Annotated in this window: 20 protein-coding genes, 1 pseudogene and 1 riboswitch; of the genes and pseudogenes, 5 read left to right on the forward strand and 16 right to left on the reverse strand. The window is 70.9% G+C overall.

Annotated features, from left to right (window positions below; all coding sequences use genetic code 11):
* Positions 1-5: 5 nt before the first annotated feature.
* Positions 6-854 (reverse strand): RDD family protein, encoded by an 849-nt coding sequence (locus tag AB0C35_RS01595; protein ID WP_358449292.1) that lies wholly within the window; start codon positions 852-854, stop codon positions 6-8.
* Positions 855-858: 4 nt separating this feature from the next.
* Positions 859-1,380 carry an amino-acid N-acetyltransferase gene (locus AB0C35_RS01600; RefSeq protein ID WP_358449294.1) on the reverse strand — a complete coding sequence of 174 codons (522 nt, stop codon included), beginning with the start codon at positions 1,378-1,380 and terminating at the stop codon, positions 859-861.
* A gap of 135 nt (positions 1,381-1,515) precedes the next feature.
* Positions 1,516-1,724, forward strand: a riboswitch (cyclic di-AMP (ydaO/yuaA leader).
* A 3-nt stretch (positions 1,725-1,727) separates the two neighbouring features.
* Here AB0C35_RS01600 and AB0C35_RS01605 point away from each other — a divergent pair.
* On the forward strand, positions 1,728-2,774 hold the full coding sequence (locus AB0C35_RS01605) for an NlpC/P60 family protein (protein ID WP_358449296.1): 1,047 nt from the start codon (positions 1,728-1,730) through the stop codon (positions 2,772-2,774).
* A 233-nt stretch (positions 2,775-3,007) separates the two neighbouring features.
* Here AB0C35_RS01605 and AB0C35_RS01610 read toward each other — a convergent pair whose 3' ends face one another.
* Complete coding sequence (locus AB0C35_RS01610) at positions 3,008-3,238, reverse strand: LuxR C-terminal-related transcriptional regulator (RefSeq protein ID WP_021591725.1); 231 nt, start codon at positions 3,236-3,238, stop codon at positions 3,008-3,010.
* Between the two features lie 412 nt (positions 3,239-3,650).
* On the opposite strand from AB0C35_RS01610, the gene AB0C35_RS01615 reads away from it, so the two are divergent.
* Positions 3,651-4,751: a LacI family DNA-binding transcriptional regulator gene (locus AB0C35_RS01615; RefSeq protein ID WP_358449298.1), complete on the forward strand. Its 1,101-nt coding sequence runs from the start codon at positions 3,651-3,653 to the stop codon at positions 4,749-4,751.
* Between the two features lie 40 nt (positions 4,752-4,791).
* Here the strand turns inward: AB0C35_RS01615 and lysX are convergent, their stop codons facing one another.
* The 11 genes and pseudogenes from lysX to AB0C35_RS01670 form a co-directional block, all read right to left on the reverse strand.
* Positions 4,792-6,285, reverse strand: coding sequence for a bifunctional lysylphosphatidylglycerol synthetase/lysine--tRNA ligase LysX (lysX, locus tag AB0C35_RS01620; protein WP_358449300.1), 1,494 nt, complete (start codon positions 6,283-6,285; stop codon positions 4,792-4,794).
* An 84-nt stretch (positions 6,286-6,369) separates the two neighbouring features.
* A complete protein-coding gene (locus AB0C35_RS01625) occupies positions 6,370-7,152 on the reverse strand; it encodes a type III pantothenate kinase (RefSeq protein ID WP_358449302.1) in 783 nt (260 codons plus the stop codon).
* 14 nt (positions 7,153-7,166) lie between these two features.
* Positions 7,167-9,649: pseudogene (locus AB0C35_RS01630) on the reverse strand (L-aspartate oxidase).
* Positions 9,650-9,939: 290 nt separating this feature from the next.
* Positions 9,940-10,356: an aspartate 1-decarboxylase gene (gene panD, locus AB0C35_RS01635; protein ID WP_358449304.1), complete on the reverse strand. Its 417-nt coding sequence runs from the start codon at positions 10,354-10,356 to the stop codon at positions 9,940-9,942.
* Positions 10,356-11,216: a pantoate--beta-alanine ligase gene (gene panC, locus AB0C35_RS01640; RefSeq protein WP_358449306.1), complete on the reverse strand. Its 861-nt coding sequence runs from the start codon at positions 11,214-11,216 to the stop codon at positions 10,356-10,358. Before panC ends, panD begins: the two co-directional genes overlap by 1 nt.
* A gap of 151 nt (positions 11,217-11,367) precedes the next feature.
* Entirely contained in the window at positions 11,368-12,309 is a 942-nt protein-coding gene (locus AB0C35_RS01645) for a DUF2520 domain-containing protein (protein ID WP_358449308.1), read from the reverse strand.
* A 101-nt stretch (positions 12,310-12,410) separates the two neighbouring features.
* On the reverse strand, positions 12,411-14,906 hold the full coding sequence (locus AB0C35_RS01650; RefSeq protein ID WP_358449310.1) for an FtsX-like permease family protein: 2,496 nt from the start codon (positions 14,904-14,906) through the stop codon (positions 12,411-12,413).
* The gene (locus tag AB0C35_RS01655; RefSeq protein ID WP_358449312.1) at positions 14,906-15,679 is read right to left on the reverse strand and encodes an ABC transporter ATP-binding protein; all 774 of its coding nucleotides are present in this window, start codon (positions 15,677-15,679) and stop codon (positions 14,906-14,908) included. The genes AB0C35_RS01650 and AB0C35_RS01655 overlap by 1 nt, the downstream gene beginning before the upstream one ends.
* Positions 15,680-16,010: 331 nt before the next feature.
* The gene (locus tag AB0C35_RS01660) at positions 16,011-16,307 is read right to left on the reverse strand and encodes a chaplin (protein ID WP_358449314.1); all 297 of its coding nucleotides are present in this window, start codon (positions 16,305-16,307) and stop codon (positions 16,011-16,013) included.
* Between the two features lie 161 nt (positions 16,308-16,468).
* Positions 16,469-17,167 (reverse strand): response regulator transcription factor, encoded by a 699-nt coding sequence (locus AB0C35_RS01665; RefSeq protein ID WP_358449316.1) that lies wholly within the window; start codon positions 17,165-17,167, stop codon positions 16,469-16,471.
* 45 nt (positions 17,168-17,212) lie between these two features.
* Positions 17,213-18,385, reverse strand: a complete 1,173-nt coding sequence (locus AB0C35_RS01670; RefSeq protein ID WP_358449318.1) for a sensor histidine kinase — start codon at positions 18,383-18,385, stop codon at positions 17,213-17,215.
* 146 nt (positions 18,386-18,531) lie between these two features.
* Here AB0C35_RS01670 and AB0C35_RS01675 point away from each other — a divergent pair, with 146 nt between their 5' ends.
* Positions 18,532-19,572, forward strand: coding sequence for an SAM-dependent methyltransferase (locus AB0C35_RS01675; protein WP_358449320.1), 1,041 nt, complete (start codon positions 18,532-18,534; stop codon positions 19,570-19,572).
* A 298-nt stretch (positions 19,573-19,870) separates the two neighbouring features.
* Here the strand turns inward: AB0C35_RS01675 and AB0C35_RS01680 are convergent, their stop codons facing one another.
* Positions 19,871-21,088 carry a cytochrome P450 gene (locus AB0C35_RS01680; protein ID WP_358449322.1) on the reverse strand — a complete coding sequence of 406 codons (1,218 nt, stop codon included), beginning with the start codon at positions 21,086-21,088 and terminating at the stop codon, positions 19,871-19,873.
* Positions 21,089-21,265: 177 nt separating this feature from the next.
* On the opposite strand from AB0C35_RS01680, the gene AB0C35_RS01685 reads away from it, so the two are divergent.
* Positions 21,266-21,601 carry a hypothetical protein gene (locus tag AB0C35_RS01685; RefSeq protein ID WP_358449324.1) on the forward strand — a complete coding sequence of 112 codons (336 nt, stop codon included), beginning with the start codon at positions 21,266-21,268 and terminating at the stop codon, positions 21,599-21,601.
* Positions 21,602-21,702: 101 nt separating this feature from the next.
* Here the strand turns inward: AB0C35_RS01685 and AB0C35_RS01690 are convergent, their stop codons facing one another.
* Positions 21,703-23,148, reverse strand: a complete 1,446-nt coding sequence (locus AB0C35_RS01690) for an SGNH/GDSL hydrolase family protein (protein WP_358449326.1) — start codon at positions 23,146-23,148, stop codon at positions 21,703-21,705.
* 258 nt (positions 23,149-23,406) lie between these two features.
* Between AB0C35_RS01690 and AB0C35_RS01695 the strand changes: the two genes are divergently transcribed.
* Positions 23,407-24,162 (forward strand): polysaccharide deacetylase family protein, encoded by a 756-nt coding sequence (locus AB0C35_RS01695; protein ID WP_358449328.1) that lies wholly within the window; start codon positions 23,407-23,409, stop codon positions 24,160-24,162.
* The last annotated feature ends 88 nt before the right edge of the window (positions 24,163-24,250 follow it).

Raw genomic sequence — 24,250 nt, forward strand, 5'->3', positions numbered from 1 at the left:
GCGGCTTACTCCGCGTACTCGTCGTACTCGTGGTACTCGTGGTACTCGTCGTATCCGACCCGCTCATCGATGACGAGCGTGCCGGCGAAGCGGTCGTGCAGTGCCTGATGCAGCGGCTGGTCCCAGATCGCCCACAGGTAGGCCATCAGCGCACCCGCCCAGACGAGCACCATCCCGTACGCGGCGTAGTCCCACACCATCACCGCCAGGACGAGGAAGAAGAAAACGCCGATCTGGTACGCCACGTGAGTGATCCCAGAGCGCCATATGGCCTGCGTCATGGTCAGCGGTTGACCCGCAGGACGCGCCTGGACGATGCCCAGGCCCATGACCCGCTTGCCGAGCGTCCGTCCCGACATCGCCAGCTGGACGGCCTCGTAGAGGAACGGCAGCACTGACAGGACGCAGAAGAGGGTGAAGATGATGGGCCAGTTCCACACACCCCCCTCGTCCTCGGTGTCGCTGCCTGGCCTGCCCAGGCCGAACGCACCGATGGTCACCGGGAGGACGAGCGCGAACCCGAAGACCGCCACGAGCGCGTTGTCGATGAGCCGGGCGCCCGCCCGCCGCATGATGGGCGCCAGGGCCATTTCGCCGCCCTGGGCCCCGCCGTACTGGTCGTAGGACGCCTCGTACGTCTCGTTGTAGGCCGGCTCCTGGCCCCACTGCTGCGGGGGCTGCTGCGGTTGCTGGGGCTGCTGCCATTGCTGCTGCGCGGGCTGCTGTTGCCGGGGCTGTTGCTGCGGCTGCTGCGGTTGCTGCCACTGGGGACCTTGGTACGGGGGCGGCGGTCCGTAGGAACCCTGCCCCTGCGGCGGCTGGTGGCGCCGCCCGCGGTTGGGGGAATCGCTCATTGGGTCAGTCCTCCAGGCGAAGCAACATCCGGGTGTTGCCCAACGTATTGGGCTTGACCCGATCGAGGTTCAAGAACTCTGCCACGCCTTCGTCGTAAGAGCGGAGAAGCTCCTCGTACACCTCTGGCGCCACCGGAGTCCCAAGGATCTGCTGGAAGCCGTGGCGGGCGAAGAACTCCACTTCGAAGGTAAGACAGAACACCCTCCGTACGCCGAGTTCCCGTGCGGTCTCCAGGAGGCGGGTGACGATGCGGTGCCCGATTCCGCGTCCGCCGTACCCCTTGTCCACGGCGACGGAGCGGACCTCCGCCAGGTCCTCCCACATCACGTGCAGGGCCCCGCAGCCGATGACCGGTCCCGGCGCCCCGCGCCGGACGTCCTCGGCGACCCAGAACTCCTGGACGTCCTCGTACAGCTTCACCGTGGTCTTCTTCAGCATGCGTCGCCCCGACGCGGCGTACAGGTCGACCAGCCCGCTGATCTCCTGGACGTCGGCGGTACGGGCACGACGGATCACGACCTCCACAAACAGGCGAGATTATCGAACGCCGTTTCCTCCCCACCGGGCGGCCCGTGGCCACCTGCGATTTCGCTTGTTCTGGTTGGCATCCAATGCGGGTTCCGTTAGTGTCCTGCGCTGACGTCGGCCATCTGCAGGACTGAGGCCGAACCGCCGAGTCCCCGGGCCGCAACCAACGCCCCGAGGAGCCGGGGACCCACTTTCGGAGCGTCCGGGGGGATCGCCCCTCGTCCCGCACCGTGAGGGGTGAATCCGCTGGTCGGCACGGAATCGCTCCGTGCGAATCAGCGGACGGGCTGCTCCTGCCCCAACCCGTCAGCTAACTCGGTAGGCGGACGAGGAGAGGAGAATTCGTGGAGCCATTGCGCCCCGCTCCCTTTTCACCATCGGCGCGTTCACGCTCCCCGTACACGCCCCCGGGCCGGACCGCCCGATTCCGCGGCAGGGTCCGCCTCCGCGCCAGAGCGCTGACGGTCGCCGGCGCGCTCGTCGCCGTTTCGGTCGCCCCTCACGCCGTACCCGCGGCCCACGCCGATCCCGGGCCGTCCACGAAGGAACTGCGGTCCAAGGCCCTCAAGCTCGCCGACGAGCTGGAGAAGCTCACCGAGCAGTACAACGGCCTGAAGGTGAAGCTCGCGCAGTCCGAGCGCGCCGCCAAGGTCGCCGCCGGCAATGCCGAGCGCCAGCAGAAGTCGCTGCAGATCGTCCGCGAGAAGGTCAGCACCCTGGCCGCCACCAGCTACATGCAGGGCGGCACCGACCCGGCGGTCTCGTTCATCGCCTCCCAGGACCCGCAGGCCGTCCTCGACCAGGCCGCCACCCTCCACTACTTCGCCAAGCAGGACAGCACCAGGGTCCTCGGGCTGATGCAGGCCATGCAGGCCGCCCAGCGCGCCCGCAAGTCCGCCGAGGCCCGCGCCAAGCAGGTCAAGGAGCTGCGGGCGCAGCTCGAATCGCAGCGCAAGAAGGTCACCGATACCTACGAGAAGGTCCGCGGCAAGCTCGTCGAGAAGGACCCTACGCAGCTCGCCAAGCTCCCCGTCATCGGCACCGGCAAGGCCGCGCAGGCGCTGCGGCACGCGATGAGCAAAATCGGCCGCCCGTACGTGTGGGGCGCCTCCGGGCCGAGCAGCTTCGACTGTTCCGGCCTGACGATGTGGGCCTACAAGCAGGTCGGCATCAACCTGCCGCACTACACCGGCAGCCAGTGGAACGCGGGCACCCACGTGTCGCGGAGCCAGCTCCAGCCGGGCGACCTCGTGTTCTTCTACTCCGACCTCCACCACATGGGCATCTACGTCGGTGCCGGCAAGATGCTGCACGCACCTCGCACCGGTGACGTCGTGAGGATCGCCCCGATGGCCGGACGCCCCTACGCGGGCGCCGTCCGAGTCGCCTGACCCCGGTCCCCTGCTGTATCCATCCGCGCCGTCTTCATCCGCCCGTGTGGGCGGGCTGAAGGAATCCGCGGGCGGGCTTCTGAACACCGTCCGCGGCGACGCCCCCTGCCAGGGACCTACCTGTCAGGACGCCGGCGCCGCCGCTGCGGGGTCGGACGGGGTTCGGATGTGTTCGCCACCTGGATTCCTGGTGACGCTCGCCGTCCCCTGGCGAGCGTCGGGGGGTGATTCGGCTAGATGAGCTGCCTTCGGGCCGCCCACACCACGGCCTCGATAGGGGTGTTGACCTCCAGCCGGTCGCAGATCGTCCGCAACCGGCGCCGCAAGGTCCGTGCGCTCAGTTCCAGCTTGCGTGCCGCCACATCGGCGGTGACACCACTGGCGATCTGGGCGAGCAGCCGGATCTCCTCCTCGCTCAGCCCGAAATCGTCGGTGCCACGACGTGCGAGTGTGGCTGTTTCCACTCCGTCCTCCCTCGTCCGTGGTGATGACCGCGGGGATGCAGCCGTCCGCTGCACAGGCACGGGTTGGGCCTCGATCTGTACGCGCGTTGGGTTGCCGGGTCCGGAGCCTTCCGGACTTAGATCATCGGGTTCCTTTGCTGTCTCACGAGCTTGGCCGGAGGTGGCCGCCTGGCCGATTGCGGGGTCGTTCGGGGGAACTCCGGGTGACGATTCACTCGTTGGCCAGCCGAGGGGGACGGGATGAGATCGCCAGCCATCCGCACCCGCCCCTTCTCGTTGGACTCGCCAGATCCCGTCGCGGACGAAGATCGTGAATCGTTTCAAGCTACGCTTCGGCTCGGAACGCTAGGCGGCCGGATCCGGCCCGTCAAGCGCCGGTTCAGTGCATTGCGTGCCCAGATGGTCGCAATGCGTGACAGATCATTTGCCGGCATGCACTGCAAAACGCCACTACCTGGGGAAACACCCCCGGAGCGGGACGAGGAGCGAGTTGGCACAGACCAGTATTCGTGAGGTCGCGAGGCGTGCTGGAGTCTCAGTTGGGACCGTTTCGAATGTCCTAAACCGGCCAGACCTCGTGGCCGAAGCCACCCGTAATCGTGTCCGCGCCGCGATCGAGGAGCTCGGATTCGTCCGCAACGAGTCCGCGCGGCGGCTCCGCCGGGGCCCCGAACGCACCGCGGGCGAGTTCGGCGACGAGCCGCGCCGCGCGTTCGGAGTCGTCGTCGAGGACCTCACCAACCCGTACGCGACCGACGTCGCGCGGGGAGCCGAGGCCGCCCTCAACGCGGCCGGCCACGACGCCCTCTGGCTGTCCAGTGACTACTCCGCCGCCAAGGAGCGGCGCTCACTGGAACTCCTGGAGGATCAGCGCGCCGCCGGCGTCCTGATCATCCCCGTCGGGCTCGGCGCCCGCGACACCTCCCGGCTCCGCGCGGCCGGGATGAGCGTGGTGCTGATCGACCGGAACGCGTCCGACGTCTGCTCCGCACAGGTCGACCACGTCGCCGGCGGTGAGATCGCCGCCGCGCACCTGCTCGGCATCGGCCGCGAGCGGATCGCCTTCGTCACCGGCGTCCGCGAGCCGCAGCCCTGCGTCGAACGCCGCGACGGCGCCGCCCGCACGATCGTGGAGGCGGGGTTCGCGAAGCCCGCGACCCTGATCCAGGACGCGCTGAGCCCCACCGAGGGCCAGGCCGCCGCGCACCAGATCATGGCGATGTCACCGCGTCCCGACGGCGTCTTCTGCGCCAACGACCTGCTGGCCATCGGCCTGATCAACGAGTTCGGCCGGCTCGGCGTCCGCGTCCCCGACGACATCGCCGTGATCGGCTACGACGACATCGAGCTCGCCGCGAGCGCCGCCGTCCCGCTGACCACCATCCGGCAGCCCCGCCGCGAGCTCGGCTGGGAGGCCGCCGAACTCGCCCTGGCCGAAATCCGCGAGGGCAAGTCGCACCAGCACCGCCAGGTGGTGCTCCGGCCCGACCTGGTGATCCGGGAAAGCGCTTAGCGGCCCGCGTCCCGCGGGCGCGGGCCGCCCGGCCTCCCGGTCACTGTTCGGGCTTGACCAGCGGGAACAGGATCGTCTCGCGGATCCCCTTGCCGGTGAACGCCATGATCATGCGGTCGATGCCGGCGCCCATCCCGCCCGTGGGCGGCATCGCGTACTCCAGGGCGCGCAGGAAGTCCTCGTCCAGCTGCATGGCCTCGGGGTCGCCGCCCGCGGCGAGCAGCGACTGCTCGGTGAGGCGGCGGCGCTGCTCGATCGGGTCGACGAGCTCGGAGTAGGCGGTGCCCAGCTCCGTCCCGAACCCGATGAGGTCCCACTTCTCGGTGAGGAGGGGCTCCTCGCGGTGCTGGCGCGTCAGCGGCGACGTCTCGACCGGGTAGTCCATGACGAACGTGGGCTGGACGAGGGTGTGCTCGATCAGCTCCTCGAACAGCTCCTGGACGAGCTTGCCCTGCCCCCACTTGGGGTCCCAGGAGATGCCACGGGCGTCCGCGAGCTTACGGACGTCCTCGATGGGCGTGTGCGGGGTGATCTCCTCGCCGAGCGCCTCCGAGACCGAGCCGTACAGCGTGATCCGCGGCCACTCCGCCAGGCCGAGGTCGACCTCGACGCCGTCGTGGACGACCACGGTGGTGCCGAGGGCGGCGACGACCGCCTTCTGGTACATCCGCTGGGTCAGGTCGGCCATGTCGTTGTAGTCGAGGTACGTCCCGTAGGCCTCCAGCATCGTGAACTCCGGGTTGTGCGTGGAGTCCGCGCCCTCGTTCCGGAAGTTCCGGTTGACCTCGAAGACCTTCTCGATGCCGCCGACGACGAGCCGCTTCAGGTACAGCTCGATCGCGATGCGCAGGTAGAGGTCCATGTCGTAGGCGTTGATGTGCGTCTTGAACGGACGCGCCGCCGCGCCGCCGTGGATCGGCTGCAGCATCGGCGTCTCGACCTCGAGGTAGCCCTCGTCGTGCCAGAAGTCCCGCACCGCGCGGACGGTGGCGCTGCGGAGCCGCGCCATCTTCCGGGCCTCGTCGTTGACGATGAGGTCGACGTAGCGCTGCCGGACCCGCGCCTCCGGGTCGGTCAGCCCGGCATGCTTCTCCGGCAGCGGGCGCAGGCACTTCGACGTGATCGCGAACCGGTCCGCCATGATCGACAGCTCGCCGCGGCGAGACGTGATGACCTCGCCCTCGACGCCGACGTGGTCGCCGAGGTCGACCTCGCGCTTCCAGAAGTCGAGCTGCTCCTGCCCGACCTTCGCCAGCGACAGCATGATCTGGATGTCGCCGGAGCCGTCCCGGACGGTGGCGAAGCACAGCTTCCCGGTGTTGCGGACCAGCATGACGCGTCCGGTGACGCCGACCTTGTCGCCCGTCTCGGTGCCCGGCTCCAGGTCCGGGTATTTCTCGCGGATCTCGTCGATCGTCGCCGTCCGCGGAAAGGTCACCGGGTAGGGGTCGACTCCGCTTTCGCGGAGCCGGTCGAGCTTCTCCCGGCGCACGCGCATCTGCTCCGGAAGCTCGTCGAAGATCTCGTCAGTCACGTCCAAAGGCTATCCAGCCCGCACGATGACCCGCGAACGCATTCGCCAGGCCGCCGCGTGACCGGCGCAAGGGCCCCGGTCCGGCTACGGCGTGTTGCGCTCGTAGATGAGCCGGAGGCCGATGAGGGTGAGCCACGGCTCGAACACGTCTATGCAGCGGGACTCTTCCAGGACGAGGGGCGCGAGACCGCCGGTGGCGATGATCGTGACCTCCTCGGGGTCCTCGGCGAGTTCTTCGGACATGCGCTCGACGATGCCGTCCACCTGGCCGGCGAAGCCGAAGATTATTCCGGACTGCAGCGCCTCGACGGTGTTCTTGGCGATCACGTTGCGCGGCCTGACCAGCTCGATCTTGTGGAGCTGGGCACCGCGCGACGACAGTGCGTCTATGGAGATCTCTATGCCGGGGGCGATCGCGCCGCCCACGTACTCGCCCTTGGCTGAGACGGCGTCGAACGTGGTGGCGGTGCCGAAGTCGACGACGATCGCGGGACCGCCGTGGGTGTGCACGGCGGCGAGCGCGTTCACGATGCGGTCGGCGCCGACCTCCTTCGGGTTGTCCATCCGGACGGGGACGCCGGTCTTGACGCCCGGCTCCACGATCACCGCGGACACGTCGCCGTAGTAGCGGCGGCACATCTCCCGCATCTCGTGCAGGACGGACGGGACCGTGGAGCACAGCGCGATGCCGCTGATGTCGGTCTCGGCCAGCAGCGGGCTCTGCTGGACGAGGCCCTGCAGGACCACCGCGATCTCGTCGGCCGTACGCCGCGGATCGGTGTTGATCCTCCAGTGCTCGATCACCTCGTCGCCCTCGAAGAGGCCGAGGACGGTCTGGGTGTTACCGACGTCGATCGTGAGCAGCATCAGGTCCCCGCTGGTCAGGTGAAGTCAAGGCCGATGTCGAAGACGCGGGCCGAGTGCGTCAACGCGCCGACGGCAAGGTAGTCCACCCCGGTCACGGCGACGTCTCGAGCCCGCTCCAGGGTAAGGCCACCGCTCGCTTCGAGTTCCGCCCGCCCCGCGACGAGCCGCACCGCCTCGGCCATCTCGGCGTCGGTCATGTTGTCGAGCAGGATGCTCGTGGCGCCCACCGCGAGGGCCTCCTCGACCTGCGCGAGGGTGTCGCACTCCACCTGGACGTGCAGGGACGGGTACACGGCGCGGATGGCCTCGAACGCCTTGGTGACGCTTCCGGCGGCCGCGACGTGGTTGTCCTTGATGAGCGCGGCGTCGTACAGGCCCATCCGGTGGTTGACGCCGCCGCCGCAGTGCACGGCGTACTTCTGCAGGGCGCGCAGGCCGGGCAGGGTCTTGCGGGTGTCGCGGACCTTGGCCTTGGTGCCGGCCATCGCGTCCGTCCACCTCCGCGTCGCCGTGGCGATGCCGGACAGGTGGGTGAGCAGGTTCAGGGCGGTCCGTTCTGCGCGCAGCACGGCTCTGGTCTGCCCGCCGACCGAGATGAGGACCTGCCCGGGGGCGACATGGTCCCCGTCCTCCACCCTCGCCTCGTACTCCACGTCCACGACCTCGAAGACGACACAGGCGACCGGGACGCCTGCGACGACACCGTCCTCCCGTGCGGTGAGGTTCCCGGCCGCGGTCTCGTCCGGCGCGAAGATCGGCATGCTGGTGACGTCGACCTCGCCGTCCTCCGCGAGCGCCGTCCGGACGAGGTTTTCCACAGTCTGTGGATCGAGCCCCGCGTCACTCAGCTTCTGCGACAGTTCCGGTGTCATGAGCGCTTTCCTTCCAGAGGTTCGTAGCCGGTCGTCAGGGCGTTCCCCACCAGCCGCGTCACAAGATGACCGCGCCACGCGCCGTCCACGCGCTCGGGGAAGTCCTCACGCCAGTGGGACCCGCGCGTCTCCTCCCGCCGCCGCGCCGCCGCCACGATCGCGGACGCGACGGTGTGCAGGTTGGTGGCCTCCCACGCCTCCACACCCGGCTCCGCGCCCTCCCCGGGCAACCCGGCCAGTTCGCGGGCGGCGGTCTCCAGCCCCTCCGCCCTACGCAGCACACCCGCGTACGACGTCATGATCCGCTGAATCTCCTCACGCCCCGCCGCCCCGAGCAGCCCGGAGCCGCCCGGCATGCCCGCGCCCTCTCCCCCGCCGTCGCCCACCGCGTCGGTTTGGAGGGCCGTGGCTATCCGGTCGGCGAACACCAGGCCCTCCAGGAGGGAGTTGGACGCCAGGCGGTTCGCGCCGTGGACACCGGTGCAGGCGACCTCGCCGCACGCGTACAGGCCGGGGACGGACGTGCGGCCGTGCAAGTCCGTGCGGACGCCTCCACTCGCGTAGTGCGCGGCAGGGACGACGGGGATCGGCTCGGTCACCGGGTCGATGCCGTGGTGCCTGCAGGCGGCCAGGATGGTCGGGAAACGGTGCTCCCATGTCGCCGCGCCGAGGTGCCGGCCGTCCAGCAGCATGTGGGACGTGCCCGTCTCGCGCATCCGGTTCATGATTCCTTTGGCGACGACATCGCGCGGCGCGAGTTCGGCGAGTTCGTGGAGTCCGGCCATGAAGCGGTCGCCGTCGTGGTCGACGAGGTGGGCGCCCTCACCGCGGACGGCCTCGGAGATCAGCGGCTGCTGGCCGCGCGCGCCGTCGCCGAGCCAGAACACGGTCGGATGGAACTGGACGAACTCCAGGTCGGTGACCTCGGCACCGGCGCGCAGCGCGAGCGCGACGCCGTCACCGGTCGAGACCTCGGGGTTGGTCGTGGCGGAGAACACCTGGCCGAGCCCGCCGGTCGCGAGCACGACCGCGCGGGCCCGGACGGCGCCGACGCCGCCGGGCTGGCCCTCGCCCATGACGTGCAGGGTGATCCCGGCCGCGCGTCCGGCGGCGTCCTTCAGCAGGTCGAGGACCAGCGCGTGCTCGATGACCTCGACACCGGAGTCCTTGAGCGCGGCGAGAAGGGCGCGGCTGATCTCCGCCCCCGTGGCGTCCCCGCCCGCGTGGGCGATGCGGCGGCGGTGGTGGCCGCCCTCGCGGGTCAGCGCGATGTCCCCGCCGGCGCGGTCGAACGCGGCGCCGAGGTCGATGAGGCCGCGGACGGCGTCCGGCCCTTCGGTGACCAGGGCCCGGACGGCGTCCTCGTCGCACAGCCCGACACCGGCGGTGAGCGTGTCGGCGAGGTGCTCTTCGGGGGTGTCGTCGGGGGCGAGCGCGGCGGCGATCCCGCCCTGCGCCCAGCGCGTGGAACCCGCGTCCAGGAGAGCTTTGGTGACGAGCAGCACCCGCCCGCGGGGACGGCAGCGCAGCGCGGTGACCAGGCCGGCGATGCCGGAGCCGATGACGACGACGTCGGTCTCGGTGCTCCAGCCGGGGGCGGGGGCGTACAGAACGGAAGGGATCACGGACCCTCCTCGGGATCGGTTCTCGTCATTATGACCCTAATCCCGCTCCGCTCAGCCGCCCGCCCCCGCACAGTGGCCGTTATCACCCGCCCGAACCGCCCACCCGCACACCCGCACACCCGCCTCAGCACCGCACGAGCCCAGGGCGGACAGCGGCCGGTGGGCAACGTGGCAGGTCACGGCAGGTGGAGGCGGGCGTGCGGGGGTCCGGAGGCCTCACCGTCTACGGCGGGCCGGTGCCGCCGTCCCGGGCGTTCGCCCACCCGTGGTCGGGCGTCTTGAAGAGTCCTCTAGGGGTGGACGAGGTCGCCGCGGGTCGTGCCGGCGCCGGGGACGGGCTCGGCGGGGTCGGAGCCCAGGGAGATGATCTTGTTGGACCGGTCGACGTGCACGACGCGGGGGACGAACTCGCGGGCCTCGGCATCGCTGAGCTGGGCGTAGCTGATGATGATCACCAGGTCGCCGGGGGCCACGAGGCGGGCGGCGGCGCCGTTGATGCCGATCACGCCGGAGCCGCGCTCGCCCGCGATCAGGTACGTCTCCAGCCGGGCGCCGTTGTCGATGTCGACGACGGAGACCTGCTCGCCGGGGAGGAGGTCGGCGGCGTCCATCAGGTCCTGGTCGATGGTCAGCGATCCGACATAGTGCAGGTCGGCCTGCGTCACGGTCGCGCGGTGGATCTTGGACTTGAACATCGTCCGGAACATCAGTGCTCCTTGCCGAGCTGGAGGGAAACGTTGTCGATCAGGTGCGTGGTGCCGACGCGGCCCGCGACGGCGAGGACGGCGGGGCCGGTGCGGGGGCCCGTGATCGTGGTGAAGGTGCCGGGGTCGACGAGGACCAGGTAGTCGAGGACGAGGGGCGGGTCGGCGGTCGCTGCCTTGTCCAGGACGGCGTTCGCGGCGCCGATCACGGCCTCGGGTCCCTCGGCGGCGGCGTCCGCCCCGGCCCGGAGGGCACGCGAGAGGGCCGCGGCGGTGTGGCGTTCGGACGCGGAGAGGTAGCGGTTGCGGCTGGAGAGGGCCAGGCCGTCGGGTTCCCGGACGGTCGGGCCGCCCGCGACCCGCACGGGGACGTTCAGGTCGGCGACCATGCGGCGGATCATCGCGAGCTGCTGAGCGTCCTTCTCCCCGAAGATCGCCACGTCGGGCCGGACGAGGTTGAGCAGCTTCAGCACGACGGTGAGCATCCCGTCGAAGTGGCCGGGACGCGCGGCGCCCTCGACGATCTCGCCCATCGGCCCCGACTTGATCGTGACCTGCGGCTCGCCCGGATACATGACGTCCCGGGTGGGGGCGAACACGAGGTCCACGCCTTCCGCGGCGCATGCTTCGAGGTCGGTGTCGAACGTCCGGGGGTAGCGGTCGAAGTCCTCGCCGGGCGCGAACTGGAGGGGGTTGACGAAGATGCTGACCGCCGCGGCGTCCGCGCTGCGGCGGGCCTGCCGGATCAGGGAGCGGTGGCCTTCGTGCAGCGCTCCCATGGTCGGGACGAGCGCCAGCGTCCCTTTGATCCCGGAGCGGGCCTCGGCCAGCTCCTCGCGTGTACGCGCGATGACCGGGGTCACGACATGCCCTTCGATTCGCTCGGTCCGCCCCGGCCGCCCACGTCGTGAAGCCGTGGCCTGTACGGGCTATGAGGGCACGTGCTGGGTGGATGGGGGGGCGCGGGGTGGCGGGTGAGCGCCGGGTCGGCAGGCCGCACTGTTGTCTCCCTGGTCAATCGGCCAGTGCTTCGAGGAGGCGTTCGGCGTCCTCGGGCTTGAGCATTCCGGCGGCGAGGGCCCGGTCGGCGGTGAGGCGGGCCAGCGCGACGTAGGCGCGGCGGCTCTCCGGCGACACCTTCGCCAGTTCGTCGATGTGGCCGGACACGGTTCCGGCGTCGCCGCGGGCGACGGGGCCGGTGAGGCCGTCGATGCCGAGGCGCAGCCCGTTGTCGAGGGCGGCGCCGAGCAGCGGGCCGAGCATCCGGCCGGGTTCGGCGACGCCGGCGGCGTGCAGCAGGTCCATCGCCTCGACGACCAGCGTGACCAGGTGGTTCGCGCCGCCGGCGAGCGCCGCGTGGTACAGCGGGCGGCGTTCCTCGGTGATCCAGACGGGTTCGCCGCCCATCTCCAGGACGAGCGCCTCGGCGACGGGGCGCAGCGGCTCGGGCGAGGTGACGCCGAACGAGATGCCGGTGAGGCGGTTCACGTCGTCCGGACGTCCGGTGAACGTCATGACCGGGTGCAGGGCGAGCGGGAGGGCGCCGGCGCGGGTGAGGGGGTCGAGGACGGCGGTGCCGTAGCGCCCGCTGGTGTGCATGATCAGCTTGCCGGTGACGGGGACGCCCGCGGAGACCAGGCCGGTCGCCAGTTCGGGCAGCTCATCGTCCGGGACGGTCAGCAGCACCAGGTCGGCGGCCGTGACGACGTCCGGCGGCGGTGCGACGTCCGCGCCGGGGAGGCGTTCCTCGACGCGCGACCGCGACCGCTCGGACACGGCGGTCGCGGCGACCACGCGGTGGCCCGCGCGGGACAGCGCGACGCCGAGCGCCGTGCCGACGCGGCCGGCGCCGACGACGCCGACCGCGAGCCGTGCGGGCCGGTCCTCCGGGGTCTCTCCACCGGCGACCGGCCCGTTTCCGGGCGCGGCGGAGGAAGGCGTGACGTGAGGGTCCATCGGTTCGTTCCAGTCCTCAGAGGTACCGGACGCGAAACAGGGTACCCGCGGGTCCAGGTCACGCGCTCCGGTGGGTGACGATCGCCACCCCGGGTCCCCATTCAGTCATGGGCGAGGGACTCCACGATGGACGTCTTGGCGGCGCGCCGCGCGGGCATCACCGCGGCGGCCGTCCCGGCGGCGCCGGCGAGGAGGACGAAACCGGTCACCTGCAGGTACGGCAGTGCGAACAGCGAGTCGTCGGCCATCGCGTTCGTCGCGGCCCACCCGAACGCGACCCCGAGCACGACCCCCGTGAACGCGCCGATCACGGCCATGACCAGGGCCTCGACGGACAGCATCCGGCGGAGCTGGCGTTTGGTGAGGCCGAGGGCGCGCAGCAGCGCCGACTCCCGGGTCCGTTCCACGACCGAGAGGGTGAGGGTGTTCGCGATGCCGAACAGCGCGATGACGATCGCGAGGCCGAGCAGCCCGGCGAAGATCATGAGGATCATGTCGATCGACTCGGTCATCGCCTCCTTGAACTCCGCGGCGGACGTCACCTTGGCTGCCGGGTAGGGCTGCGCCGCGTCCTCGACGGCTCTGCGGGCCGCGGCGGCGGGAACGTCGTCATGGGTCTTGATGTGGAGCGCCGAAGGGTCCACGGCGCCGAAGTACCGGGTGAAGTCGGCTTCCGGGACGATGACCCCCGCGAGCTGCGCCCCCAGGCCGTACACGGCGGTGATCTTCACGGGGACGGTGCCGTGCGGGGTCTCGACCCGGATGGTCCGCCCGATGCCGTAGCCCGGCTGCTCGGCGATCGTCTCGTCCACCATCGCGGTCCCCGGTTCGAGGGCCGCGTCGAGCGTGCCCTCCTTCATCTCGGGCTTCACGATCGTGCCGAGCGCCGACGCGGTGACGGCGGCGACCCGCTCCTCCTCCCCGCCGATCTTCGTCTCCTGCCGGCGGGTCTCGACGACCGAGGCGATCTCGGGACGGCCGCGCAGCGCCTCCGCGAGCGCCCGCGGAACGCGTCCGTCCGCGTTCTGCGTCTGGATCTGGAACTCGGCGGGGAACTGCTCCTCCAGTTTGTCCGCCGCGGTCGCCTTGCCGCTCGCCGCGATCACCGCGAACAGGCTCATCAGCCCCACGCCGACGGTCAGCGCGATCGTCGTGGTCGCGGTGCGGCGCGGGGCGCGCTGCGCGTTCGCGACCGCGAGCCGGCCGGGGACGCCGCCGAGCCGCGCCGGGACCGCGCCCGCGAGCCGCCCCAGCGGCCGGACGAGCGCCGGCATCGCCGCGATCACCGCGAGGAAGAACACGCCGCCGGCGAGCGCGACCACGTACATCGCGGCCTCGCCCTTGTCCATGGCGAGCGAGCCGAGCCCGCCGATGGCCAGGCCCGCGGCGCCGAGCAGGACGGCGATCGCCGTGCGCGGCCCGCCGAGGCGGAACCGCCCGCTGCCCGGCTCCAGGTCGGAGCGCAGCGCGGCGACGGGTGCGACGCGGGTCGCGGCGCGGGCCGGCAGCAGCGCGGACAGGACCGTCACGACGATGCCGACCGCAAGGCCGACCACGATCGTCCGCACCGTGAGGGACGGCGCGACGACGTCCACGCCGAAGTCCAGCCTGCTGATCGCGACGAGCACGCCCTCGCCGAGGCCGACGCCGACGGCGAGGCCGAGCAGCGAGCCGGCGAGGCCGACCACCGCGGACTCGGCGACCACGCCGCCGAACACCTGCCGGCGGGTCGCGCCGACGCAGCGCAGCAGCGCCATCTCCCGCATCCGCTGCGCGATCAGGATCGAGAACGTGTTGTAGATGACCAGGGCGGACACCAGCATCGCCACCAGCCCGAAGATCAGCAGCCCGGTGCGGATGATCTCGGTGTCGGCGCCCGCCGCCTTCGCCAGCCGCGCGCCGAGTTCCGCGCCGGTGTAGACCTTGTTGGACGGGCCGGCGGCGGCCTCGATCGCCATGCGTTCGCCGCCCGCGACGTCGATCTCGCGGTAGGTCTTCTCGCCGGTCATCATGATCGTGGTCGGAGTGTCGAAGCCCACTGCGCCCAGGAAGTTGGCGTCCTCGTCGATGCCGAAGTCGACCACCCCGACGACGTTGAACCGGTGCTGCCTGTTGTCGTTGTCCAGGATCGTGACCGTGTCACCGACGGTGAAGCCCTCCCGCTTGGCCACATCACTGTCGAGGACGGTCTCGCCTCCACCGGACGGGGTTCGTCCCTTGTCGACGTCATAGCGCAGCAGCGGCCCGGACGGGACCGACATCCCGACCGTGGGGAAGTCGCCGACCGCCTTACCGTCCTTGCCGACGAGGGCGGCGTCGCCCTTCACCATGCCGTGCACGTCGGTCACACCGGGCAGCGCGCGAACCTTCCGGAACGTGTCGGCGGAGATGCCCTTCTCGGGGTCGTCGCTCTTCGGCACCACCGCGAAATCCACCTTGTCGGCGGACTTCGCGAACGTCTTCGCGACGCCCTTGTCCATCGTGTCCGTCAGCACGAACGTGCCGGAGATGAACCCGACGCCGAGGGTGATGGCCACCGCCGTCAGCAGCAGCCGCAGCTTGTGGGCGCGAAGGCCCGCCAGGGTCGTCCTCAGCATCACGCCTCCAGGCTCTTGAGCCGGTCGAGGACGGCGGCGGGCGTCGGCTGGACGATCTCGGACACGATCTCGCCGTCCCGCAGGAACACGACCCGGTCGGCGTACGAGGCGGCCACCGGGTCGTGGGTGACCATCACGACCGTCTGGCCCATCTCCCGGACCGACGAGCGCAGGAACCCGAGGATCTCGGCGCCCGCCCGGGAGTCGACGTTGCCGGTCGGCTCGTCCGCGAAGATCACCTCGGGGCGGGCGACGATCGCGCGGGCGCACGCCACCCGCTGCTGCTGGCCGCCCGAAAGCTCGTTCGGGCGGTGCCCCAGCCGGTCGCGCAGCCCCAGGACGTCGACGACCCGGTCGAACCACGCACGGTCCGGCTTGCGGCCCGCCAGTTCCATGGGGAGCAGGATGTTCTGCTCGGCGGTGAGCGTCGGCAGCAGGTTGAACGCCTGGAACACGAACCCGACACGGTCACGCCGCAGCAGCGTCAGCTGCCGGTCCCCCATCCCGGTGATCTCGGCTTCGCCGAGGGCGATCCGGCCGCCGGTGACGGTGTCCAGCCCGGCCAGGCAGTGCATCAGCGTGGACTTCCCGGACCCGGACGGCCCCATGATCGCGGTGAACGCGCCCCGGGCGAAGCCGGCGCTGACCCCGCGCAACGCGTGCACGGCCGCGTCACCGGACCCGTACACCTTCGACACGTCCTCGGCCGTCACGGCCGGCGGTGCTGCGGCGGCGGGGGTTCCTCCGGGCGGATCGGCGAACGTGCTGGTCACGATGACTCCTTCATGGTCCGGACTGATCGGGGACCACGCTAGGAATCCGCGCCGCGCCTGCCATCGGCCCAGCGGCCACGCTCGCGTCAGCCTCCCGGCTACCCGGAGGCTCCCCGTACGACCTGAGTCGTACGAACCCGTCCCCCCACGCACGGACCCACCCCACGCACGGACCCACCCCACGCACGCACCACCGCACGCACGGGCCACCGCACGCACGGACCACCGCACCGCGAACCGCCGCGTGCCTTGCGGGCGCGACGCGAAAGCGCCGGAGACCCTCCCGGGTTTCCGGCGCTTAGGCGTTGGACGGATGTCCGTCCGTGGTGAATCAGTGCCCGTATTCGACCTCGGCGCCGCCCTTGCACTTCGCGCCCGCGATGCCGATGACGGCGACGGCGTTCCCGCAGACGTTGATCGGGACGGAGATGGGCACGATGACCTGGTTCCCGCCCAGGATCGACCCCTTACCGCTGGTCTCGTTGTCGGAGAACCAGCCGTCGCCACCGCCGTGGCCTCCGTGGCCGCCGTGGCCTCCGAAGGTGGCGGCGTGCGCGGGTGCGGCGCCGAGGGCCGAGGCGGCGACGGCGAAGCTGAGAACGCCGGTCGCGGCAAGCTTCTTGATCACGAAAGTCCTCCCGTACGTGGGGCTTAGCAGGCCCGATCTGACAACTGCCGACGTCGCCCACGAAGACGGCGTCGCGTACGGTAGTTACCCAGCTACTCTCAGGTAGATCAACGCTAAACCCCATGGTGAAGGCAAGAAGTCACCATAGAGTAATCATGCTGTTACAGCGAGTCGCCATTTTGGCCGCTTTTGACCAGACCTGTCTCGTAGGCGAAAACGACGGCCTGCACCCGGTCCCGAAGACCCAACTTCATAAGAATCCGTCCCATATGGGTCTTCACCGTCGCTTCCGAGACGAACAGCCGTCCCGCGATCTCCGCGTTCGACAGTCCCCGCGCGACGAGCCGCAGCACCTCGCCCTCCCGCTCGGTCAGGCTCTCCAGCGCCCCGCCCGCCCTCTGCTCCGCGTCCGGCAGATGCACCGCGAACCGGTCCAGCAGCCGCTTCGTCGTGCTCGGCGCCACCACCGCGTCCCCCGAATGCACCGCCTTGATCGCCTCGATCAGCTGCGCCGGACCCGCGTCCTTCAGCAGGAACCCGCCCGCCCCCGCCTTGATCGCCGCGAACGCGTACTCGTCCAGGTCGAACGTGGTCAGGATGATGACCTTCGGCCCCGACCCCGCCACCACCCGCCGGGTCGCCTCGATCCCGTCCATCCGCGGCATCCGCACATCCATGAGGACGACGTCCGCCCGCGTGCCCCGCAGCAGTTCGAGGGCCTGCGCGCCGTCCCCGGCCTCGCCGACGACCTCGATGTCGGGCTGCGCGTCCAGGACCATCGTGAACCCGGCCCGCACCAGCTCCTGATCGTCGACCAGCACCACCCGGATGGGCGCCGCCTCGTCCTCATCCTCCGTCACGCGCACTCCCAACGCGGGACGCACCGGCGCCCCGCCCTCGCTCCGTCATGACGCACCCACTTCCTCACGCACCGGGATCCGCGCGACCACCTCGAACCCGCCGCCGGGACGCGGCGCCGCGCGCACTTCGCCCCCGTACACGGCGACCCGCTCCCGCATTCCGGCGAGGCCGTGGCCCCGCCCGTCGTCGGGGGCGGCGGCACCTCGCCCGTCGTCGTCCACCCGGATCTCCAGGGCGTCCTCCGCGTACCGCAGCCGGACCGCCGCCGCCACACGCGGCCCTCCGTGCTTGAGCGTGTTGGTCAGCGCCTCCTGGACGATCCGGTAGACCGTGAGCTGACGCCCGTCCGACATGGCCGGCGGCGTCCCGTCCATCTCGAACGTCACCGCCACCCCGGACGCGCGGACGTGCTCGATCAGGTCGTCCAGCTCCGCCACCCCGGGCTGAGGCGCGAACACCCCCGCGTCGTCGTTCTCCCGCAGGACGCCGAGGAGCCGCCGCATCTCCGCCAGCGCCAGCCGTCCCGTCGAGGAGATCGTGTCGAGCGCCTGCCTGGCCCGTCCCACATCGGTGTCGATCGCGTAGGAGGCGCCGTCCGCCTGCACCACGATGACACTGACGTTATGGGCCACGACATCATGAAGCTCGCGGGCGATGCGCGCGCGCTCGGCGGCCATGGCCACCTTGACCTCGTTGTCGCGTTCGCGCTCCAGCCGTTCGGCCCGTTCCTCCACCGAACGCAGGTACGCGCGGCGCGTCCGCATGTGCAGGCCGAGAAGCCACGTGCCCGCGACCAGCACCGTCATCATGACGAACGCGTACTTCATGTCGTCGGCGCCGGACGGGTAGCGGAACGTCGCCAGGACCGCGCCGACCTCCGCGACCATGACCGCCGCGAGCCCCCAGCGCAACGAGAAGCCCGCCGTGACCGTGTAGAGCCCCATCAGGACCGCGATGTTCGCCTGCACCGGGGCCACGCCCAGCACGCACTGGACGAACGAGATCAACGCGACCGCGGCGAACACCGCGCGCGGGAACGTCCGGCGCAGGACGAGAGGGCCGGTCAGCCCGATCGTCAGGAGCACGTACCACCCGTCGTCGATCCCGTAGGAGTTCCCCAGCAGCGAGGGCAGGGCGAAGAACAGGATCGGCAGCGCGAAGAACGCGTCGACCAGCGGCTTCTTCCGCCGCAGCCAATCCCATGCGCTCGCCACCATGCCGCCAGGGTACGGACATGCAGGTCAGAACGGGATCAGTCGCAGGTCGGACCCGCGTCCACCGTAAGGATGGCCCGCGCGGCCGCGCGAGAACGCCCCGCGAAGATGGGACGGCGGATGCCTCCGGCCGCGATAACGTCAGAGTCGTGGCGGCGTTGGTTTCCGAATGGCTTACATGGCGCACCGCGATGGACCGGGCGCTGTACGGGGATGACGGTTTCTACCGGCGCGGGGAACGTCCCGCCGAGCACTTCCGCACATCGGTGCACGCCTCACCGCGCTTCGCCGCCGCCATCACCCGCCTGCTGGTCGAGGTCGACGCCCTTCTCGGCCGCCCCGAACGGCTGGACGTCGTCGACATCGGCGCCGGATCCGGGCACCTGGTGAGCAACATCGTGGCGTGCGCGCCACCCGACCTGGCGGCCCGGCTCGTCCCCACGGCCGTGGAGATCGCACCCCGTCCCGCCGAGACCCCGTCCCGCGTCGTCTGGCGTCCGGACCTGCCCAGCCGCATCACCGGCCTCGCCGTCGCGAACGAATGGCTCGACAACGTGCCCTTGGACGTCGTCGAACGCACCCCGGACGGTGTCCGGACCGTCCTCGTCGACCCGTCCACCGGGACCGAACGTCCCGGCCCCTCCCCGTCCGACGAGGACCGCGACTGGCTGGAGCGCTGGTGGCCGCTCCACGAACCCGGCGACCGCGCCGAGATCGGCCACCCCCGCTGCGCCGCCTGGGCCTCGGTGGTCGCGCGGCTCTCCCAGGGCCTCGCGCTCGCCGTCGACTATTCGCACTCCCGCGAATCGCGCCCCGTGTACGGAACCCTGACGGGCTACCGCGACGGCTCCACCGTCCCCGCCGTCCCGGACGGGTCCTGCGACGTCACCGCCCACGTCGCGCTGGACGCCTGCACCAGAGCCGGTGAACGCGCCGGTGCGACGTCCAGCCTCCTGACCACCCAGCGCGACGCCCTGCGCGGCCTCGGACTCTCCGGCACCCGCCCGCCACTGGACCTGGCCCACCGCGACCCCCGCGCCTACGTCGCCGCCCTCTGCCACGCCGGCGAGGACGCCGAACTCACCGACCCGTCCGGCCTGGGCGGTTTCGGCTGGCTCGCCCAAACCGTAGGCATCCCCATGCCCACCCCCCTCAGCCCGGACAGGGCCGATATGAACAAGAGCCGATGAAATCCGGCATCACCACATAGGCGTCACCACGTCAGCATCGACACACCGGCATCGACACATCGGCGCCGACCTCGGCACACGCGGCTCACCACCTCAGCGTCGGCCTCGGCACACCAGGCACCACCACCTCAGCCTCGGCATCGGCCTCGGCACACCAGACACCACCACCTCAGCGCCGATCCCTGCGCACCAGGCACCACCACATCAGCGCCGATCCCTGCACACTAGGCATCACCACATCAGCGTCGGCATTGGCGCGTCGCCGGTGGGGGCCAAGTGCGGGCTCGGCCGTTCAGGTTCAGGAAGCCGACCGTTCCACGTGGAGGGACTCCAGGCCGCGCAGGACGTAGCCGGGCTTCCACTTCGGCTCCGCAGACGGGCGAAGATCGGGGGCCAGCCGGAGGAGCGCGCCGAAGGACTCCGCGAGTTCGATGCGGGCGAGCGGGGCGCCCAGGCAGTAGTGGATGCCGAGGCCGAACGTGATGTGCGGGTTCGGGTCGCGGGACAGGTCGAGCCGGCCGGGGTCGGCGAACACCTCCGGGTCCCGGTTGGCGGACGCGAACTGAAGCGCGACCTCCGCGCCCCGGGGGATGTCGACACCGGCGACCGTGATGTCCTCCAGGACCCAGCGCTCGAACATGGGCGCCGGGGTGTCATAGCGCAGCAGTTCCTCGACGGCCGTGGGGACGAGCGACGGGTCGGCGCGGAGACGCTCCAGCTCCGCCGGGTTGCGGAACAGCGACCACCAGCCGTTGCCGGTCGCGTTGACCGTGGCCTCATGTCCGGCGTTGAGCAGCAGGACGCAGGTGCCGATCAGCTCGTCCTCGGTGAGCCGGTCGCCCTCGTCCACCACCTGTGCGAGCGCGGTGATGAGGTCGTCGCGGGGCTCGTCCCGCCGGGTGCGCGCCAGGTCGCGCAGGTAGTCGGAGAACTCGACGGCGGCGCGGACGGCCGTCCGCTGCACCTCATCCGGAGGGTTCAGCTCGTACATTCCGCAGATGTCGGCCGACCACGGGCGCAGGAGATGCCGGTCCTGGACGGGGATGCCGAGCATCTCCGCGATGACGTTCACCGGCAGCGGCTCGGCGACCTCGGCGAGCAGGTCGCCGCCGCCCTTGTCCGCCAGGGCCGCGGCCAGCTCGCCGGCGAGCCGCCTGATCGTCGGGCGCAGGCCCTCCACCATCCGGGCGGTGAACGCCTTGGAGACCAGGCGCCGCAGCCGCGTGTGCGTGGGCGGCTCCACGTCGAGCATCCCGGCGCGGACGAGGTCCCAGAACGGCTTCAGGAAGTCGGCCTCCGGCTCCTGCCCGAACTCCTCGTGGCCGGAGACGTGGAGATACGACCGTCCGAGCCGCCGGTCCCGCAGCAGTGCGTCGACGTCTTCGTACCGGCTGATCACCCATTGGCCGGTGGCCTCGTGGAAGAACACGGGACGCTCGATGCGGAGCCGCTCGAACGCCGGGTATGGGTCCGCGACGAACTCCGGGGACCAGGGGTCATACGCCAAATCGCTCATGTTCTGACGATATTCGCATCCCGGACTTATCTGGAGTGCCACCGTCCTCCGGCACGGCACAAGCCGGAGGACGGTGGCCGGGCGCCGGCCGGCGGCACTCACGGCTCTATTGCTCCCACAACTCGGCCGACCCGGTCCGCGGCGGCCGGCGCCCTGCTCATGTCGCGATCACCTTTCGTGACCTGCCAGGCCACGTCCGCCGACCGCTCCGCCGAGGAGAGCGGCGTCACCCGCTCCGCCAGGAAGATCCGCGTCCCCCGCACCGCCGGGCAGACCCGCATCCCCCGCACCACCGGGCAGACCCGCATCCCCCGCACCACCGGGCAGACCCGCATCCCCCGCACCACCGGGCAGACCCGCATCCCCCGCACCACCGGGCAGACCCGCATCCCCCGCACCACCGGGGAGAGCCCCATCCCCCGCACCACCGGGGAGAGCCGCGTCACCCGCACCACCGGGGAGAGCCGCGTCACCCGCACCACCGGGGAGAGCCGCGTCACCCGCTCCGCCTGACGAGTGCCGCGATACCACCGGCGGCGTGCTCGCCGGTCCGACTCGGCGTGAGAGGCCGAACCCGCGGAGCGCGTCCGCCGCAGCCGGCGTGGTCCCGGCGCTCACTCGAAGCCGAAGGTCGGTGGCAGGGGGCGCTGCCGGAAGAGGCGGGCCGGGACGGCGTCGGCGAGGGCCTTGTAGCCGGCGGGGTTCAGGTGCAGGTGGTCGCCGGTATCGAACGCCGGGCGCAGACGCCGCGGATCGGCCGGATCACGCGAGGCCCGGTCGAAGTCGATGACGGCGTCGAAGCGGCGGCTCGTGCGGATCCACCGGTTGACGGTCTGGCGGGCCTCCTCGCGGTATCCGTTCTCGTCGTCGTACATGGTGTTGCCGCCGAACGGGGTGAGCGTCGCGCCGTACACCCGGATGCCCTGCGCGTGAGCGCGGACGATGATCTGCTCGTAGGCGGCGATCAGCCTGTCGGCGACCTGCTTCTGGGCCCCCGGGGCGGCTTCGGCGGTGCCGATGTCGTTGACGCCCTCGAAGACGACCAGCCATTGGACGCCGCTCTGGGCCAGTACATCGCGATCCAGCCGGGCGAGAACGTTCGGGCCCAGCCCGTCATGGAGGACCCGGTTGCCGCCTGCCGCCTGGTTCACGATGGCGATGTCGGGCGTGCCCGGCTGGGACTGCAGCCGGTCCAGCAACTGATCCGGCCAGCGGTCGTTCCCGTTGGTCGTCGAGCCCCGCCCGTCCGTGAGCGAGTCGCCCAGCATGACCGCCGCCGCCGTCGACGGCCCGGCCCACATCTCGACACCGCTGAGGAAGTACCAGTGATCGGTGCGGGTCGCCCCGGGCAGACCGGTGTCCCCGACGTGGTCGCCTGCCACCAGGAATGAACTGGTTCTGGACCCCGGATGGGAGGTGATGTCGGTGGAGGCCTGGCCGTCCGCCAGGTAGAGCGTCACGGTCAGGATGGACCGCGGCGCCACCGGGAACCGCAACGGGTCGGAGACCATCTGCGCACCGACCGGGATGACCGCCGACGGCCCGCCGTTGAAGGTCACCGGACGGGACGTCCCCGGCTGGATCGCGTCGACGCCCGCCTGGCCGCCGTCCGGCAGCGCCACCGAGACCTTGGTGATGGGCAGTTCCGCGCCCCCGAACGCGTTGGAGAACCGCAGCCGCATGTTGCGTCCGCCGACCGAGACGCGGATGGTCTGACGCAGCGTGGCGTCGTCGAGGACCACGTCGTCCTGCGTGAACGGCGGAGGCGGCATGTTGTGGGGCTCGGTCAGCTGCGGCATCGACGCCCAGCTGTCGACCCAGTGGCCGTGGATCTCCGGCGCGGCCCGGCCGTCGGCCGCACGGGGCGCGCCCTCCGCGCCCCTCATGGTGATCGAGAACGATGCCGCGACGAGGGCCAGCGCGAGCACCACGACGGCGGCGGCCCTGCCGCGCATCGGCGTCTCGTGATCCCGCGGGACGGACGCGCCGGCCTTCAACGCCCGTCGCCCGACCTGGATGTGCGGCGGCACCGGCAATGATCTGGGAAGGAAGCGTCTCACCACAGGTCTCCGATCGACTCTGCGAACCGAGGTGCGGACTTCGAAATCTTTCGAAGGTTTTCGAATTCTCGAAGAACGTACGTCGCACTGATCAGTCCGTCAAGAACCGATTTCTGGACACCCACAGAAACGACGAGATCACGTCGGGATAGATCTGCTCCCAGACCTGCACGACATTCGGCACCATTGACCCCGCGTTCGGCGTCGCGTACGTTACCGACCAACCTCCGACATCCTTTCGAAACATTTCGGTCAACAATGCGCACTGCGATCCCCGCCACGACCGCGGATGACTCCCTTCACGGCCCCGTTCCGGCTACAGCCCCGGCCAGGCCGGCCTCCGGCGCGCACCACCCCTCGACGCCTCCATCGGAACCCGAACCCCGGCTGTCCCGGCGAGGGTCGCGTCCGGAGAGGTACGTCGCGCTCACCTTCGACGATGGGCCGACGCCTGCGACGCTGCCGACTCTGCTGGACAGGCTTCGGGCCGCCGGCGCCAGGGCGACCTTCTTCAACCAGGGCGACCACGCCGAAGCCGAGCCCGGGCTCGTCCGTGCCCAGCAGGAGGCCGGGATGTGGATCGGCAACCACACCTGCACGCATCCCCATCTCACCGAAGTCGGCGGAGCCGCGCTCGGTGAGATCCTCGGCGCCCAGCGGACCCTGCACCGCATCACCGGGGAGTGGCCCGCGCTGTTCCGGCCGCCCTACGGTGAAACCAATGACCAGGTCAGGGCCGACGAAGCGCGCCTGAATCTGCTTGAAGTGCTGTGGACGGTCGACTCCCGAGACTGGGCCGGAGCGACCACCGACGACATCGTGGCGGCCGCGCGGTCGCTTCAGCCCGGCGGCATCTTCCTGATGCACGACTGGGCGCAGGCGTCCATCGACGCCATTCCGCAGATCATCAGCGACCTGCGCGACCGTGGACTGCACCCGGGCAAGATCGCCTTCACCTCGCGCGAGGTCCCCTTCGGCGACACCCCCTTCCACGCGATCGCGGTGGCTCCCTGAGACCCCACCTTCGGGGATTCGGGGAGGACGGAGAAGTAGAACGCGATTCTGTGGATAAGTCGTCGCCGTGGACGAGGCGTCTTGGCGT

Origin of the sequence: Spirillospora sp. NPDC048819 (assembly GCF_040650055.1) — a bacterium.
Classification (GTDB): domain Bacteria; phylum Actinomycetota; class Actinomycetes; order Streptosporangiales; family Streptosporangiaceae; genus Spirillospora.